Origin of the sequence: Lysobacter sp. TAB13 (assembly GCF_052113885.1) — a bacterium.
GTDB lineage: Bacteria > Pseudomonadota > Gammaproteobacteria > Xanthomonadales > Xanthomonadaceae > Lysobacter > Lysobacter gummosus.
The window spans coordinates 105,241-120,639 of the sequence record NZ_JBFRDR010000007.1; the positions used below are offsets into that span (position 1 = coordinate 105,241).

Genomic DNA, 15,399 nt, shown 5'->3' on the forward strand with positions numbered 1-15,399 from the left:
ACCGAACTTCTATGGATCGCGCACTAAGCCGCGAAACTCCGCAAGCGTCCTCTAAAGCGCTTGCGTTAGAACATCGAATAGATCTTCGGGAAGTTTGATTGCAAACTCTCCTTGGCCCCTTCGGACAGTGCCTTATGCTTCTCTCCGACCTCATTGGCGCTGCTACGAAGCTCTTCCAGAGTCGGCTTCTCGCCTGCCTTGGGCCGAAGCGCTTTGGCCTTCTCGATGATGCTGGTGACAAACTCTTTTGCTTCCGGATTGAGTGCGTCAATCTTATGTTTGACGAGATTGCGAAGCTCCGTGGCCTTGCCTTCGAGGTCGGATGCAGCCGATACCCCGTGACCTTTCGGGCGCTGAACATTTCGATCTGCCCCACCCACCATGAACGCGTGGACATGTCCGGAAGCTATCTGACTATTGCCTATCAGCTTGGATCCATCGTCGCTGAGCGTGATGCTCTGACTGGAAAAACCACCCAGGGTGCCGAGCCCACGGATTCCAGCGATTGGCGTCCATACAAATGCCTGGCTTAACCCACCGGAGGATTGGCCGGTTCCGACGACGCTTCCGTTATCGGCGATATCCACGGCCTTGATCCAAGGCCCTCCAAGGGTACCGATGTCCAGCCCTTCCTCTTGATCCGGGATTCCCACGGGGACCCAGACGAAGGATCTGGCCAGCCCATCGTCGGTCAAGTAGTTGCCCAGCACGATGCCCGCTTCATTCATGTCGACGGCTATCAGTTGCTGCCGCGATGTGCCGGCGATCTCCAGGTAATCGAGGTAGGTAACAGACGTTCCATCCGATCCCCAGCGAACGGCGACGACATCGCCATCATCGGTCTGACATGTGCCTGCCACACGGTGGCTTGAATTGACCGCCGCGACCACGCAGTTGGATCCTCCAGGCACTCTGGGCAACTCGGTGGCTGCGTATCCGAATAGGCCGGGCTCCCAACGAACCGCGACGGTTCCGCCGTCGCGCAGCCCGCATATGCCTACGACCACGGGCTGATCAGCGTTATCCATGTCCGAGATGACGCATTCGGTAGTGCTCGGGATCAAGGGAGGCAGCAAACCGAGCTCAGGCAAACGGGTGGGAGTGCGCGAGCCAGCCATCCAGATCACCGCAGTGGAGGATCCATCGGCGGCGACGCTCGACCCCGCGATGACACCGGATCTATTGATCTGCCAGGCGATCGCTTTGGCGTTATTGGGCAACGCCTTGAGTTGTATGGGTGCACTGCCTGGAATGGACGCCGTCCACACGACGGGAAACCATTCACCTGCCGCTCCCAGTTCGCAGTTGCCGACAATGACGCCGGCGCTGTTGATGTCCACCGCATCGCAAGGATCATTGGCCGCCAGCGTCGCTAAGGCAGCAGGCCCTGTCGTCGCAGCCCAGTAAGCGGCCACCAAATCCCCGTCCGGGTTGCGACAGATGCCGATGGCGGCACCTGCATCGTTGGTACTGCTGGCCAAGCAAACATTTCCACCCAGCGTGCCCATATCGACCGATTGTGCCGAAGCCAGGACGGGGCTACCCATAGCAAGTGCGGCAAGACACGCGGACGCGATAAATGACATAGAACGGCGACGGCTCATGGCTAGCTCCGGTAGCAATGGGTGACGAACTATTCGGCTGGTCCAACGATGTACTCCTGGGCGCCTTCTCGAATCCGCGATCTAGTTCGCCGAACTCTGCATGAGATGTGTCGCTCACTGAAACTCACGATAAATCAAATTGGCTTCGCGACTGCAGGCGTATCTGATCGGCAACTGCTCAATAGGCTCTAATGCGGTGACGGAAGAGGTAGACCCTGCATTCCGAGTATCGATTTGATGTCCCTATTGAGCAGTGCGATCTAAGTCGAGAACAAGTTCGCGGTGGGGCATGCTCGATTACCAGCAGTAACTGGTCCGACGCACGCGACCGGGGCAGCGCATGGCTCACCGAGCGAATTGAACCGCACCGGACATGAAGTCGATTGCACCCATGGAGCGTGCGGCTCGCTTTTCTTCCATACATGGGGAAGGAAGCCGGCGGATGCCGCTGGTTAAGGCTCCAGATCGAACCGACAACAGCCGGCAAGGACTCAGGCGAGCCGGGCGACAACTCTCTGATAGATGTCCCGCGGTTGCGTGGCTTTCCATTCAGTCGGTCGCCTCATCAGATGCATCAGGCTTTACGCACTTTATTCGCCTCATCTTCCCTACTTGATAGAGCGGCTGCTCATCGGCGCGATGGCTGGCATTTCGCTCTTGTCCCGGCAAGCGATCAGTACGCCCAGTTGGCCGGCACATAACGAAACGCCTTGCCGACGGCCGCCACGCGGCCGAGCGACGGGAACGACAGGTGGCTGGCCAGGAACAGCTCTCCGGTTCTCGCAGCCTCCCGCAACAGACGCACCCGGACACGGGTCGCGTCCTCGGGTTCGTGATCGAAGGCGTTTTCCCAATCGGGGTACTCGATCCCGGCCGGGACTACGGCATCGCCGGCGAACGTCAGCCGGTCGCCGCCGGAGGAGATGCGGACCATGCTGTGTCCCGGGGTGTGGCCGCCGGTGAGCGTTACGACGACCCCGGGCGCCACCTCGTGTTCCTTGTCGAACGGCCGCAACTCGCTGCGGTACGCATCGAGGAACTTCCGCGCGCTCGAGCGAATAATGTCCTGAATCCCGCCGAACGTGTTGTGCGAGAAATCGGGCGACTCGAAGAATTCGACATCGGTGCCCGACACGTGGACCCGCAGGTCCGGACGCATCCGGCCCCTCAGTCGCTCGTCGAGCAGCCCGCCGATATGGTCCATGTGGATGTGGGTAGCGATCACGTCGGTGATGGACGCGGGATCGATGCCGGCGCCCTCCAGCCGCAGCGCCAGGCGTCCGGCGCGTGTGGCGCTGGATATTTCCGACCCTACGCCGGCGTCGATGAGGATGGTCCGGCCGCCGCTGCGCACCACGACGACGTTGAGTCCCCAATCGATCGTGTCCGGCAGAAATCTGTCGCGCAGCGCGGCATCCCGAACGGCCGGATCGACGTTGGTACCCAGAATGTCGGCGGGTATCGCCATCGCCCCGTCGCTGATCACCAGCACCTCGATATCGCCGATCCGCGTCGCGTAGCGCGACGGAACCGCTTCGTGGCCGGGATGTGATTCGTTACCTGGGTGGCACAAGCACATGTCTGACTCCTGTTTCTGGCAGTTGGCGATCGGGAGCGAATTCTGTTTTTCGCCGGCGATGCGCTCGGCGAACTTGCGTGGATCGGGCGTCATGCCGCCTTCGATGGGGCGCGCGCTCACAAGCAACCGAAGGCGGTTGCTCTTTCTTCTCGCAGGCAGGCGCAGCCTGACGTTCTCGACGTCGAGCCGTCGGTTCTTGGTGATTAGGAACGTACATAGCCGGGCGATCGCCCTGTAGATACGCGAACGGAACCGTCGTGGTTCACCGCGGGAATCAATCACGGACTCGCCGCCGCATTCCCAGTCACGCTCGACTTCAAGGGGCCAGCACGTCGGGACACATCCCCTTGGCCGCGGTTTGTAAGCAAATGTAGATCCGGCCCGCAGAGCGATGCTGGCTTACAAAAACGACCCGCCCGAAAACGGTTGCGATACACCGCGGCGGTGAAATGGCGCCTCACCCCAAATAGGCTTCCCCCATGATCCGCAACCTGCTTGTCCCCAGCTCGATCGCCGCGAGCTTGCTCAGCCTGGGTCTGTTCGCCAGTTCCGCCTACGCCCAATCCGTGGCGAGCGTCGATGCAACGGCGGCCGTCGGCGCATCGGCTGAAGATCGCGCCATCCGTCCGTTCCGCGTCGCCGTTCCGGAAGCGGCGCTGGCCGATCTGCGCAAGCGGGTTCTCGCCACCCGATGGCCGGAGCGAGAGACCGTCGGCGATCAGTCCCAGGGCGCGCAGCTCGCCAAGCTCCAGGAACTCGTGAGCTATTGGGGGACCGACTACGACTGGCGCAAAGTAGAAACGAAGCTAAACGCGCTGCCGATGTTCGTGACCAAGATCGACGGGATCGACATTCAGTTCATCCACGTCAAATCGCGTAACCCGAACGCGCTGCCGCTGATCATCACCCATGGCTGGCCGGGTTCGATCCTGGAGATCACCAAGGCCATCGGCCCGCTGACCGATCCCACCGCGTACGGCGGCCGCGCCGAGGACGCCTTCGATGTCGTCATCCCATCGATGCCCGGATACGGCTTCTCCGGCAAGCCGCAGAGCACCGGCTGGAATCCCGATCGCATCGCGCTGGCGTGGGACGTGCTGATGAAACGCCTCGGATACAAGCGCTATGTCTCGCAAGGCGGCGACTGGGGTTCGGTGGTGGCCGATGCGATGGCGCGCCAGGCGCCGAAAGGATTGCTGGGCATCCACGTCAACATGCCCGCCACGGTGCCCGCGGAAGTAGCCAAGGCCATGAGCGCGGGCGATCCCGCACCCGCCGGCCTTTCCGCCGATGAGAAGGTCGCGTACGAATCGCTCAGCAACTTCTTCAAGAAAAACGGCGCCTACGGCGCAATGATGAGCACCCGCCCGCAGACCGTTGGTTATGGACTGACCGATTCGCCGGCCGGCCTGGCGGCGTGGATGTACGACAAGTTCGCGCAGTGGACCTACAGCGGCGGCGATCCCGAAAAGTCGTTGACGAAGGACGAGATGCTGGACGACATCTCGCTGTACTGGCTGACCAACAGCGCGATCTCTTCCGCGCAGCTTTACTGGGAGAACAACACCAACAACTTCAACGCCGTCGAACAGAAGACCGCGGCCATCAAGATCCCGGTGGCGGTGACGGTCTTTCCCGGAGAGATCTATCGCGCGCCGCGCAGCTGGACCCAGCGCGCCTATAGCAACCTCACCTACTTCAATGAGGTGAACAAGGGCGGCCATTTCGCGGCGTGGGAAGAGCCGGAACTTTTCACCGAAGAACTTCGCGCTGCGTTCAAGCCGCTGCGCTAGTCTGAACATGAGCCGGCGCGCGCATCATGCGGCGCCGGTCTCCAGCCGAGCCGCGAAGCGGCTTCGGCTTAGGTACCATCCAGTGTTCAGCGCTACGGCAGGCGACTATCTCCAGCAACGTCGCCGACGCGCACGACACAAAGTGCCGCCAGCAATAAACTGATGCCGCCGATCAACAGGGCGAAGATCGGCGCATTGCCGAAGAACGTCTTCAGCAGGAAGCCCAGGACGCTGGCGGCGAGCAATTGCGGGATGACGATAAACAGATTGAAGATGCCCATGTGCACGCCCATCTTCCCCGCCGGTACGCTGTCGGACAGCATCGCGTAGGGCAGCGACAAGATGGACGCCCAGGCGAAGCCGACGCCGACCATCGACAGCAGCAACCAGTGCGGGTCGCGGATCAGCAGGAAGGACAACAGGCCGCAGCCGCCCAGGACGAGATTGATCAGGTGGCTCAGGCGCAGGCCGAGCCGGCGCGTCATCCATGGAATCAGCATCGCTGCGGGTACGGCGAAACCGTTGTAAGCGGCGAACAGCACGCCGGCCCAGTTCGCGCCGTCGTTGTAGGCGGCCGAGCGTGTGTCCTGCGCGGCGAAATGCACGTCGGTTACAGCGGCCGTCGTGTAGATCCACATGGCAAACAGCGCGAACCAGGAAAAACACTGCACGGGCACGAGCTGGCGCATGATCGTGGGCATCGTCAGCAGGTCGGCGATGATCGCGGTGACCGGATTGCGTGCGCGACTGAAGCCGGCGATCAGTTGTATAGCCCCGTAGGCGAACAGGCCGGCCGCAAGCAAGTGCAGGCGCGCATCGGTCTGGCTGAGGTAGATCGTAAGGAATGCGGCCAATCCGGCCGCGCACCAAAGCATGCCTTTGTATCGCAGGTGCACGGGAAACGGCGGTAGAGGTTCTGTCGAGGTTGCGTCCTCGAACGCGGCTAGCGCGTCAGGCGGGTACTCGCGCGTCGATAGCACGGTCCAGGCGAGCGTGCCGAACAAGACCGCGGCGCCGAGATAGAACGCCAGCTTCACCGTGTCGGGTATTTCTCCGGCAGCGGAGAAATTGCTGACCCCGCATTGCGTGAGCAGCCAGGGCAGCAGGCTGGCGATGACGGCGCCCGCCGCGATGAACAGGGTCTGCATCGCGTAGCCGGCCGGCCGCTGCGACGACGGCAACTGATCGCCCACGAATGACCGCAACGGCCCCATCGAGACGTTGATCGCGGCGTCGAGGAGCCATAGCAGCGCCGCCGCGCTCCACAGCGTCGGCGAATTCGGCATCGCGATCAGCGCCAACGCGGCGAGGATGGCGCCGGCGAGGAAATACGGCCGGCGTCGGCCCAGACGACCCCACGTGCGATCGGAGCAATAGCCGATGATCGGCTGCACCAGCAGTCCGGTAAGCGGCGCTGCGATCCAAAGCGCGGGAATATCGTCGATGCTGGCGCCGAGGGTGTGGAAGATGCGGCTGACATTCGCATTCTGCAGCGCGAGACCGAACTGCAGCCCCACGAAGCCGAAGCACATGTTCCAGATCTGCCAGAAGCCGACCGGAGGCCTGTTCGTCGTGGCAGGCGTGGACATTTGGCGTCGGCGTTCGGCGTTCGCGGCGGCGCGCTCAGCGCCGCTTCGCCGCAACGGGCTCGGGCCCGCCCGACTGGCGGATCATCAGTTCATACGGCACGCGCACGAGCGAGCCCGCCTGCGGGTCGCGGATCGCAGCGAGCAGCTGTTCGGCGGCGATGCGGCCCATCTCGCGGCACGGCTGCCGCACCGTCGTCAGGCTGGGCCAGATTTGCCGCGAGGCCGGCGTGTCGTCGAAACCGAACACGGACAAGTCTTGCGGGATGCGCAGGCCGCGTTCGAATGCCTCGTGCATGACGCCGCAGGCGCTGTCGTCGTTGGCGGCAAAGATCGCGGTGGGCGGATGCCTCAGCTCGAGCAGTTGCCTCGAGCCAGCGACGCCGTCATCGAAAGTGAAACCGCCATCGACGACAAGCTTGGCGTCGTAAGGGATGCCCGCGCGGCGCAGGCCGTCGCGATAACCGGCCAGGCGCCAGGCACGCCCGCCATGCATCGCGGGGCCGGCGATGTGGGCGATGCGGCGATGACCGAGCTCAACCGCGTGCGCGATCATCTCCGCCGCCGCCTTGCGCTCGTCGAGGATAGTGCCGATGCGCGCGTGGCCGAGCTTGGCTTTCGCGGAGATCGAGGCGTAGCGCACGCCGAGGGCGTCGAGACGGTTTAGCAGTTTGACGTCGTCGGCGAACGGCGGCACCAGGATCAGGCCGTCCGGACGGTACTGCTCGATCGATTCCTCCACCGCGCGGACGTGGTCGGCATTGGAATATTCGAGCGGACGCAGCATGGCGCTGTAACCCTGACGCTCGCAGGCGGCGAGCATGCCGACGATGATTTCCATGATGTAGCTCGATGCCGCGGCGGGATCGTCGTACACCAGCGAGATCAGATAGGACCGGTTCCCCGCCAGGCTGCGCGCGGAAGGATTCGGACGGTAGTTGAGCGCCTGCGCCGCCGCCTCGACCTTCAACCGGGTCTTCTCGCGCACGTTCGGCTCTTGGTTGAAAACGCGCGAGACGGTTGTCATGGAGACGCCGGCGGCCTGGGCGACGTCTTCGATTCTGGCGCGCATCAATGCGTTTCCGATCGGGCTGGGGGCGAATCATGTTATCGCACACCGCGATGCCGGGGACGAGGCCGCCGCGCGAGAACCACGGTTGCGCAGGCCTCCGCCCCCCAATTGACGTCGCGCAGATTCGTTGCTGCGGTGCGGCATCCGCGCGTCGCACGGAGCAAGGTTGTGACGCCGTGAGAGCAAATTGGTAGCGCTACCATTTTCACATTGACAGCGCTTCCATTCGGGCGTATCACTCGCTCCGCCCCACGCCGGCCGGCGGCGATCGCCGCCATGAGAGCCGGAAGATGGGAGCGTCCGAACTGGAGGGAAGAGGACATGGCGTACCGCTTGCACGCGCTGTATGGCGCGATTCTTGTCGTGCTTGTTTCATCAACCGATGCTCTGGCCGGACCTGCCGATCAGGCTCAGGCCGCGGATCCCGCGCAACCGCAGACGCCTGCGGCGGCCGCGCCGCAGGAAAGCGCGCCCAAGACGCTCGATTCGGTCGTCGTTACCGGCACCAAACGCGAGACGCCGCTGCAGAAGACGCCTGTCGCGATCAGCGCGCTCAATGCCGAGACGCTCGAGAAAGAGCGAGTGATGACCGTGCAGGACCTCACCAAGCTGGTACCGAGCATGCAGGCCACCCGGCAGGGCGATCATGACGTGATCACCATGACACTGCGCGGCATCGGCAACGACCAAGCCAAGACCGAATACGCCGATCCGGAAGTGGCGATCTTCGTCGACGGCGTTTATTCGCCGCGAGCCGAAGCCGCCGCCGGCCTGCTCTTGGACGTGGCGGCCGCGGAAGTGCTGCGCGGTCCGCAGGGCACGCTGTGGGGCCGGAACTCCACCGTCGGCGCGGTCAACTTCCGCACCGCTACGCCGGAGATCGGCAGCTACTTCGGCAACGCCCAGCTCAGCGTCGGCAACTACAACGCGATCGGGGCGCGAGCGGTGGTCAATCTGCCGATCAGCGACACCTTCGCGATGCGCGTCGCGGTCGCTCAGGAACAGCATGACGGCTATGTCGATTACCAGAATCCGGTGGGGCAAATACCCTCTGCCGACGCGCAGCGCGCCGCCTATGCGGCGGCCGGCGGCGATCCGGCCACGTTCCGGCCGATCAATCCGAACCAGTACGTCACCGGCGGCGACAAGTACAACGCCCAGAACCAGTCGGCCGCGCGTGTGAGCGCGTTGTGGCAGCCCAACGATGCCTTCAGCTGGAACCTGGCGCTGGAGTACTTCCGCGATCGCGGCACGCCAAGCATGAATCTGATGCAACGTCCGCGCGCCGGCCAGGACTTCTGGTCGGCGCTGATCGACACCGCGCCGTACATCGAGCGCGACTCTTACGCGCTGCGCAGCCGCATGGACTGGGATATCAACGACGGCCTGCGGCTTTCCTACATAGCCGGTTTCAGCCGGTTCGACGGCCATTCGACCTACGATCAGGACAGCGGCGTACTGGTGCCGACCTGCTTCGCCTGCGGCCCGGCGCAGTACCAGGAAGACCGCACCAACGATTCCGAATACAAGACCACCAGCCACGAGTTCAATCTTTCCTCGACCGGCAAACAGACCGTCGACTGGATCGTGGGCCTGTACTACGCGGCCGAGAAGAATTCGATGCGCTTCGACATTCCGATCTTCAACGGCACGCAAGACGGCACTGTCGCCTGGCAAGGCTCGTTCATCCAACCCAAGGAGACGGTGGATTCGTACGCCGTGTTCGGCCAAGCCACCTGGAATGTAAACGACAACTGGCGCCTGACCGCCGGAGCGCGCTATACCGACGACAAGAAGAAGAATGTCGGCGGCCGCGGCTGGGGCTGGGCCTACAACCCGAACGTGCCGCAGGTTCCGATTTCCCCAGGCACGTATCCGAGTCCGCAAAACGGATTCAACGTCTCCACCGTCAACGACGGCGAATACGGCCACAGTCAGGTGACGTGGCTGGCCCGCACCGATTTCGATGTCGGCGAGAAGGGGCTGCTCTATGCCAGCGTCTCCACCGGTTACAAGTCCGGCGGCCTGCAAGACGGCGGCGCGACCTACAAGCATGAAGAGCTGACCAACTACGAGGTCGGCGGCAAGTTCAGTTTCCTGGAAGGGCGCCTGACCTGGAACAGCGCGCTTTACTACATGGACTTCAAGAACTTCCAGTTGTCGGCGCCGGTCACCTTTCCCGATGGCAACCGCGGCCTGGGTTTCAGCAACGTGAAAGGCAGCACCAAGGTGTGGGGCTACGAGAGCGAACTGTCGGCGCTCATCGGCGAGAACGACCGCGTCAATCTGACGGTGTCGGGCATTGCGAAGAAGGACCTGGGCAGTCTGCTTTACGCAGGCAGCAACGACTATCAGGGCTTGCCGGCGTGCCCGCCGGAGTCGGGCATCAGCAACTGCATGAACGTGACCGGCAACGAATTGCCGCATGCGCCCGACTTCGCGTTGACGCTGATCTGGGAGCACGAATTCCACCTCGGCAACGGCGGGACGCTGACTCCGCGTGTGACCGGTCATTACGAAACCGAAACCTGGCTGAGCGTATTCAACCTCGGCAACGAGGACAAACAAGACGCCTACGCCCGTGGCGACGTCTCGCTGCGTTACGAGGAACCTCAGCGGCGCTGGTGGGCCGGCTTGTACGTGCAGAACGTCACCGATGAGGAAACCCGTACCGCGGCTGGCCGTTTCAGCCCCGGCGCCGGCCAGTACCTGTGGGTGTCGCAGTACTTGCCGCCGCGCACGTACGGCGTGAACTTCGGCCTGCAGTTCTGATAGCCATCCAGCCTGCCTCGCTCGCACTGCGGGTGAGGCGGGTTTGCTGCGCGCATCGCGATTCGCCCCTGGCTTTGCTTGCCTTGCGCAAGCGCAGGTGGCGTCACGGGCGAGTGCGCACCCTGCCCGCGCGGACTTTTTTGGAGCAAGGTTTGAAGATCGTATCGAAGCGTCTTCGGATGCCCTCAGCGGTGCTACGCCGGGGTGGGTTGGTCATGGCGGCGGCATTGGGCTTGAGCGGCCCCGGCGTCGCCGGGAATGCGCCGGCAGGCGGCACGATCCAGCCCGAGCGCTGGCCGGCGCCGGCCTGGCCATTACCGGCCGATCCGGCCTTGGAGGCGCGCATCGACGCGCTGCTGGCGACGATGACGCTGGAAGAAAAAGTCGGCCAGATTGTGCAAGGCGACATTTCCAGCCTCACGCCCGAAGATGTGCGCAAGTACCGCCTGGGTTCGGTACTGGCCGGCGGCGGCTCCGATCCGGGCGGCAAGTACAACGCGGCGCCGGCGCAATGGCTTGCGCAAGCCGACGCGTTCTACGAAGCCTCGATGGACACCCGCGGCGGCGGCAAGGCGATCCCGATCCTGTACGGCATCGATGCGGTGCACGGCCAGAGCAACGTGATCGGCGCCACCGTGTTCCCGCACAACATCGGCCTGGGTGCGACGCGCAATCCGGACCTGATCCGCGAGATCGGCCGGATCACCGCGATCGAGACGCGGACCACCGGCATGGAATGGACCTTCGCGCCCACCGTCGCGGTACCGCGGGACGACCGTTGGGGCCGTAGCTACGAAGGCTATTCGGAAGATCCGAAGCTGGTCGCCAGCTACGCCGGCGCGATGGTCGAAGGGCTGCAGGGTAAGGTCGGCGACAAGGATTTCCTGGACGCCGCGCACGTGATCTCCTCGGTCAAGCACTATCTCGGCGACGGCGGCACAAGCGACGGCAAGGATCAAGGCGATACGCAGATCGGCGAGGCCGAGCTGCGCGACATACACAACGCCGGTTACCCGCCGGCCATCGCCGCCGGTGCGCAAGCGGTGATGATTTCCTTCAGCAGCTACCAGGGCGTGAAACTGGCCGGTCACAAGCCGCTGGTCACCGACGTGCTGAAAGGACGCATGAACTTCGGCGGCTTCGTCGTCACCGACTGGAACGCGCACGGCCAAATCGCCGGCTGCGACAACACGCAGTGTCCGGCGACGGTGAACGCCGGCGTCGACCTGGTGATGGCGCCCGACAGCTGGAAACCGTTTTACGAGAGCACGCTGGCCGCGGCGAAGGCCGGCACGATTCCGATGGCCCGTCTCGACGATGCGGTGCGGCGCGTGCTGCGGGTGAAGTTCCGGCTCGGCCTGTTCGATGCCGGCAAGCCGTCGCAGCGAGCGCTCGGCGGCAAGTTCGAGTTGCTGGGCGCCCCCGAGCATCGCGCGGTCGCGCGCCGGGCGGTGCGCGAATCGTTGGTGCTGTTGAAAAACCAGCGCGGCGTGCTGCCGCTGGACCCGAAGAAGAAGCTGTTGGTCGCCGGCGACGGCGCCGACAGCATGGCCAAGCAGAGCGGCGGCTGGACGTTGACCTGGCAGGGCACGGGCACCACACGCGCGGATTTCCCGAACGGCGAGACGATCTGGGAAGGGTTGAAGGCCGCGGTGCAAGTCGCCGGCGGCAGCGCCGAGCTTGCGCCCGATGGCCGGTATCGAACCAAACCCGACGCCGCCATCGTGGTGATCGGCGAGAACCCTTATGCCGAGTTCCAGGGCGATCTGCCGACGCTGCTTTACAAGCCCGGCGACGACAGCGAGCTTGCGCTCATCAGGAAACTGAGGGCCGACGGCATTCCCGTGGTGACGGTGTTCCTCAGCGGCCGGCCGCTGTGGGTGAACCGCGAGATCAACGCATCCGATGCCTTCGTCGCGGCCTGGCTGCCGGGCAGCGAGGGCGCCGGCATCGCCGATGTTCTGCTGCGCGGGCCCGACGACGGCATCCATTACGACTTCAAGGGCAGACTCAGCTATTCCTGGCCGCGCCGCGCAGATCAGTACGCCAACAATGTCGGCCAGAAGAATTACCGCCCGCAGTTCCCCTATGGTTACGGCCTGACGTATGCCCGCGCGAGCGATCTCGCACCGCTCTCGGAAATTTCCGGCGTATCGCTCGCGCAAGCGCAACCGGGCCAGTACTACGGGCTTGGCATGTTGGCGCCGGGACTGTCGCTGACGTTGGAAGCGGCCGACCGGCGCGCCGTCAGCATCAAGACGCTGCCTGCGGCGGCGGACGACGACAGTATCCGCATCGCCGCGGTCGATCACCGGCGCCAGGAAGATGCGCGGCGGGTGACTTGGTCAGGCTCGGCGCCCGCACGCTTGTCGTTGATCGCCGACGCGGCGAAGGACCTGACGCGCGAGGCCAACGGCGACATGCAGCTGTCGCTGGCGCTTCGCGTGGACGCTCCACCGAAGGGCGAAGTGGCCATAAGCGTTGCCTGCGGCGAAGGTTGCGGCGCGACGCTGCCGCTGCGCGATTCGTTAGCGTCGTTACCGGTCGGCCAATGGACCACGCTCGGGATACCGTTGAAGTGTTTCGCGCTGGCCGGCGCGAACCTGTCGAAGTTGTCGGGCCTGTTGGCGATCGAAACCTCCGCACCTCTACAGCTGTCGTTCTCGCGTATCGCGCTGACCCCGCAGGGCGAAGCCGAGCGGACGCTCGGATGCGGGGCCAAAAAGTAACCTGCAACAGAGATTGTTCCGAGCTTCGGCGCGGAGTCCACCGATGCATAGGTGTTTTCCGCATGTCCGCCGCAACAGCCACGACCGCGCCAAAACACATGCGGTCAATTTGCCTGAAGACCTCTGGCTATGGCTGGAATGCGTTTGCGGGGAGGCGACAAAAAAATCGGCGCCCACCAAGGGCGCCGAGTAAGTAGAAGTTGGAGGACAGGCGAAGCGTTGCCCGCCCCGATTTTTTCGCCGCTGGTCAGGGCAAGGTGTTCAACGTCGCCCGCACCGGCCTTGAGAAGTTGAAACCATCGTGCCGGTCCCAATTGACCGACCAGGTCATGACGCCGCGGAAGCTGGGATAGGTCTGCTGGGGCCGGATGGTTCCGCAACTCTGCAGCCGCGTCAGGCAGTTCAGGGCATTGGCGATCGTGGCCTGCGACGCCTGTCCGCTGTTGGCCGAGGACGGGCCCGAGGGCAGTCCGAACGCCACCTGATCCGGCCGCAGGCCGTTGAAGACGACGCCGGTGCCGTTGTTGGTCCTGAACCCCTCGATCAGCATCAGGCTGGCGCCGACCAGCATGTCGACCGAACCCTCGGCCAAGCCGGTCTGGCTGTACGGCGAATACAGCGCGCCGTTGTTGTAGTACTGCACGTGGATCAGGTCCAGCTCCTGGCGCAGTCCGTCGATGATCGGCAGATAGGCGCCCCAGATCCCGCTGTACGCGGCGAAGCCGCCCTGGACATACGGGTGCTCGGGCGCCATCGACAGGTAGAACGACGGACCGATGCGCGTATTGAGCTGCTTGATGGCCGTTACCAGATTGGTCTGCACGGCCGCGCCGTGGAAGACGCCCGCGCCGCTTTCCAGATCGATGTCCACGCCGTCGAAACCGTAGTAGCGGATCAGATCCTCCATGCTGTTGACGAAGTTGGCGACCTGCGTTGCATTGTTCAGCGTCACCGTGCCGTTCTGGCCGCCCAGCGATAGCACGACCTTCTTGCCGCGCGCGCGCGCCGCGGCCACGTCGGCCTTGAACTGCGCTTCTGTTCCCGCGCCCGGATCGACCGTGAAGCTGACGGCGCCGTTGCCTGCATCGTCGCCGAAGGCGACCACGATGACGTCGAAGTCATTGGAAACCTGGCTTATCGGGAAGGTGGCACCGGATGGATTGGTGAAGTTGTGCCAGTACCCCACCAGCGCATGGCGCGGCAGTGTGTTGTCGCCGCCACCACCGGCGCTGGTGGTCGCGCTGATCTGCGTGCCTTGCGCCGAGGCGTTGCCGGCGTTGTCGCGGGCGCGCACACGGAAGGTGTAGACCGTGGACGCGGTCAGGCCGGTGCTGCTGTAGGAAGTACCGGCAGGCGAGCCGACCAGCGTGCCATTACGGTAGACGTCGTAGCCGGCGACGCCGCTGCCGCCGGCGTTGTCGGTGGAGGCGTTCCAGCTCAGGTTGACGCTGGACGAGGTCACCGACGTCGCGACCAGTCCGGCCGGCACGCTGGGTGCGGTGGTGTCGGGCGTCCCGGTATTGACGGTGATGTTGGCCGCAGCCGAAGTAGTGGTGGCGCCCTCGTTGTCGGTGGCCACCGCAGTGATCGCATAGCTGCCTGCGGTCGCATTGCTCCAGCTCGCGCTGTAGGGGGACGTGGTATCGATGCCCAGCGAAGTGCTGCCGCGGAAGAACTGCACCTGGGCGACGGTGCCGTTGGCATCGGCTGCATTCGCCGTAGCGGTGATGGTGGCGCCTGCAGTGAAGGTGGCGCCGTTCGCCGGTGCGGTCAACGTGACCGTGGGCGGCTGGTTGCCGCCAGCGCTGCAAGCACCCAGATCCTGGTAGTAGCCGCAGCTGGGGCAGTGCGTGGGCGGTGTATTCCAGATCGACATAGTCGCCTGGTACAGCCGCCCCTGATAGACGAGCTTGCTGCCCGCGTTATAGATGGTGGCCGCGTTCCATTCGGCGATCCCCGCGCAGCTGACACTCTGCGCGTGCGCGGGCGACAGCCAGGCCGTCAACAAAAAGCCGGACAGCAAGATTCCTGTCAATCTGATGCTCATTGGGTGTGTTCTCCAGGTACCTGGTGGATAGGGAAGGAGGCGGGCGCGAATGCGCCGACCTTTTCAAGCCACGCGCGGCAGACCTGCTGCGGCGCGGCCGTTCCCCCCAGAGAACAATGACAACAGTTGTGCGGTCAGTTGCTGATCCGCGCAGTGCGCTGCATGCATGTGCAGCGCTATCGGACGCCGCCGACTGTGGTGGGCGACGACCCGCATG

At 64.1% G+C, this 15,399-nt stretch carries 8 protein-coding genes; 3 read left to right on the forward strand and 5 right to left on the reverse strand.

What is annotated here, in order from left to right:
- Positions 1-65: 65 nt before the first annotated feature.
- Entirely contained in the window at positions 66-1,604 is a 1,539-nt protein-coding gene (locus tag AB4Y92_RS10765; RefSeq protein ID WP_441819637.1) for a hypothetical protein, read from the reverse strand.
- Positions 1,605-2,277: 673 nt separating this feature from the next.
- The gene (locus AB4Y92_RS10770) at positions 2,278-3,276 is read right to left on the reverse strand and encodes an MBL fold metallo-hydrolase (protein WP_441819638.1); all 999 of its coding nucleotides are present in this window, start codon (positions 3,274-3,276) and stop codon (positions 2,278-2,280) included.
- A 386-nt stretch (positions 3,277-3,662) separates the two neighbouring features.
- Here AB4Y92_RS10770 and AB4Y92_RS10775 point away from each other — a divergent pair, with 386 nt between their 5' ends.
- Positions 3,663-4,976 (forward strand): epoxide hydrolase family protein, encoded by a 1,314-nt coding sequence (locus AB4Y92_RS10775; protein ID WP_441819639.1) that lies wholly within the window; start codon positions 3,663-3,665, stop codon positions 4,974-4,976.
- A 92-nt stretch (positions 4,977-5,068) separates the two neighbouring features.
- Here the strand turns inward: AB4Y92_RS10775 and AB4Y92_RS10780 are convergent, their stop codons facing one another.
- Entirely contained in the window at positions 5,069-6,565 is a 1,497-nt protein-coding gene (locus tag AB4Y92_RS10780) for an MFS transporter (protein ID WP_441819640.1), read from the reverse strand.
- Between the two features lie 34 nt (positions 6,566-6,599).
- Positions 6,600-7,634: a LacI family DNA-binding transcriptional regulator gene (locus AB4Y92_RS10785; protein WP_441819641.1), complete on the reverse strand. Its 1,035-nt coding sequence runs from the start codon at positions 7,632-7,634 to the stop codon at positions 6,600-6,602.
- Positions 7,635-7,955: 321 nt separating this feature from the next.
- Here AB4Y92_RS10785 and AB4Y92_RS10790 point away from each other — a divergent pair, with 321 nt between their 5' ends.
- Together AB4Y92_RS10790 and AB4Y92_RS10795 are read left to right on the forward strand one after the other, a co-directional pair.
- On the forward strand, positions 7,956-10,406 hold the full coding sequence (locus AB4Y92_RS10790) for a TonB-dependent receptor (protein ID WP_441819642.1): 2,451 nt from the start codon (positions 7,956-7,958) through the stop codon (positions 10,404-10,406).
- A 179-nt stretch (positions 10,407-10,585) separates the two neighbouring features.
- Positions 10,586-13,135 carry a glycoside hydrolase family 3 protein gene (locus tag AB4Y92_RS10795; RefSeq protein WP_441819643.1) on the forward strand — a complete coding sequence of 850 codons (2,550 nt, stop codon included), beginning with the start codon at positions 10,586-10,588 and terminating at the stop codon, positions 13,133-13,135.
- Positions 13,136-13,382: 247 nt separating this feature from the next.
- Here the strand turns inward: AB4Y92_RS10795 and AB4Y92_RS10800 are convergent, their stop codons facing one another.
- Positions 13,383-15,182: an Ig-like domain-containing protein gene (locus AB4Y92_RS10800; protein WP_441819644.1), complete on the reverse strand. Its 1,800-nt coding sequence runs from the start codon at positions 15,180-15,182 to the stop codon at positions 13,383-13,385.
- Positions 15,183-15,399 lie beyond the last annotated feature (217 nt).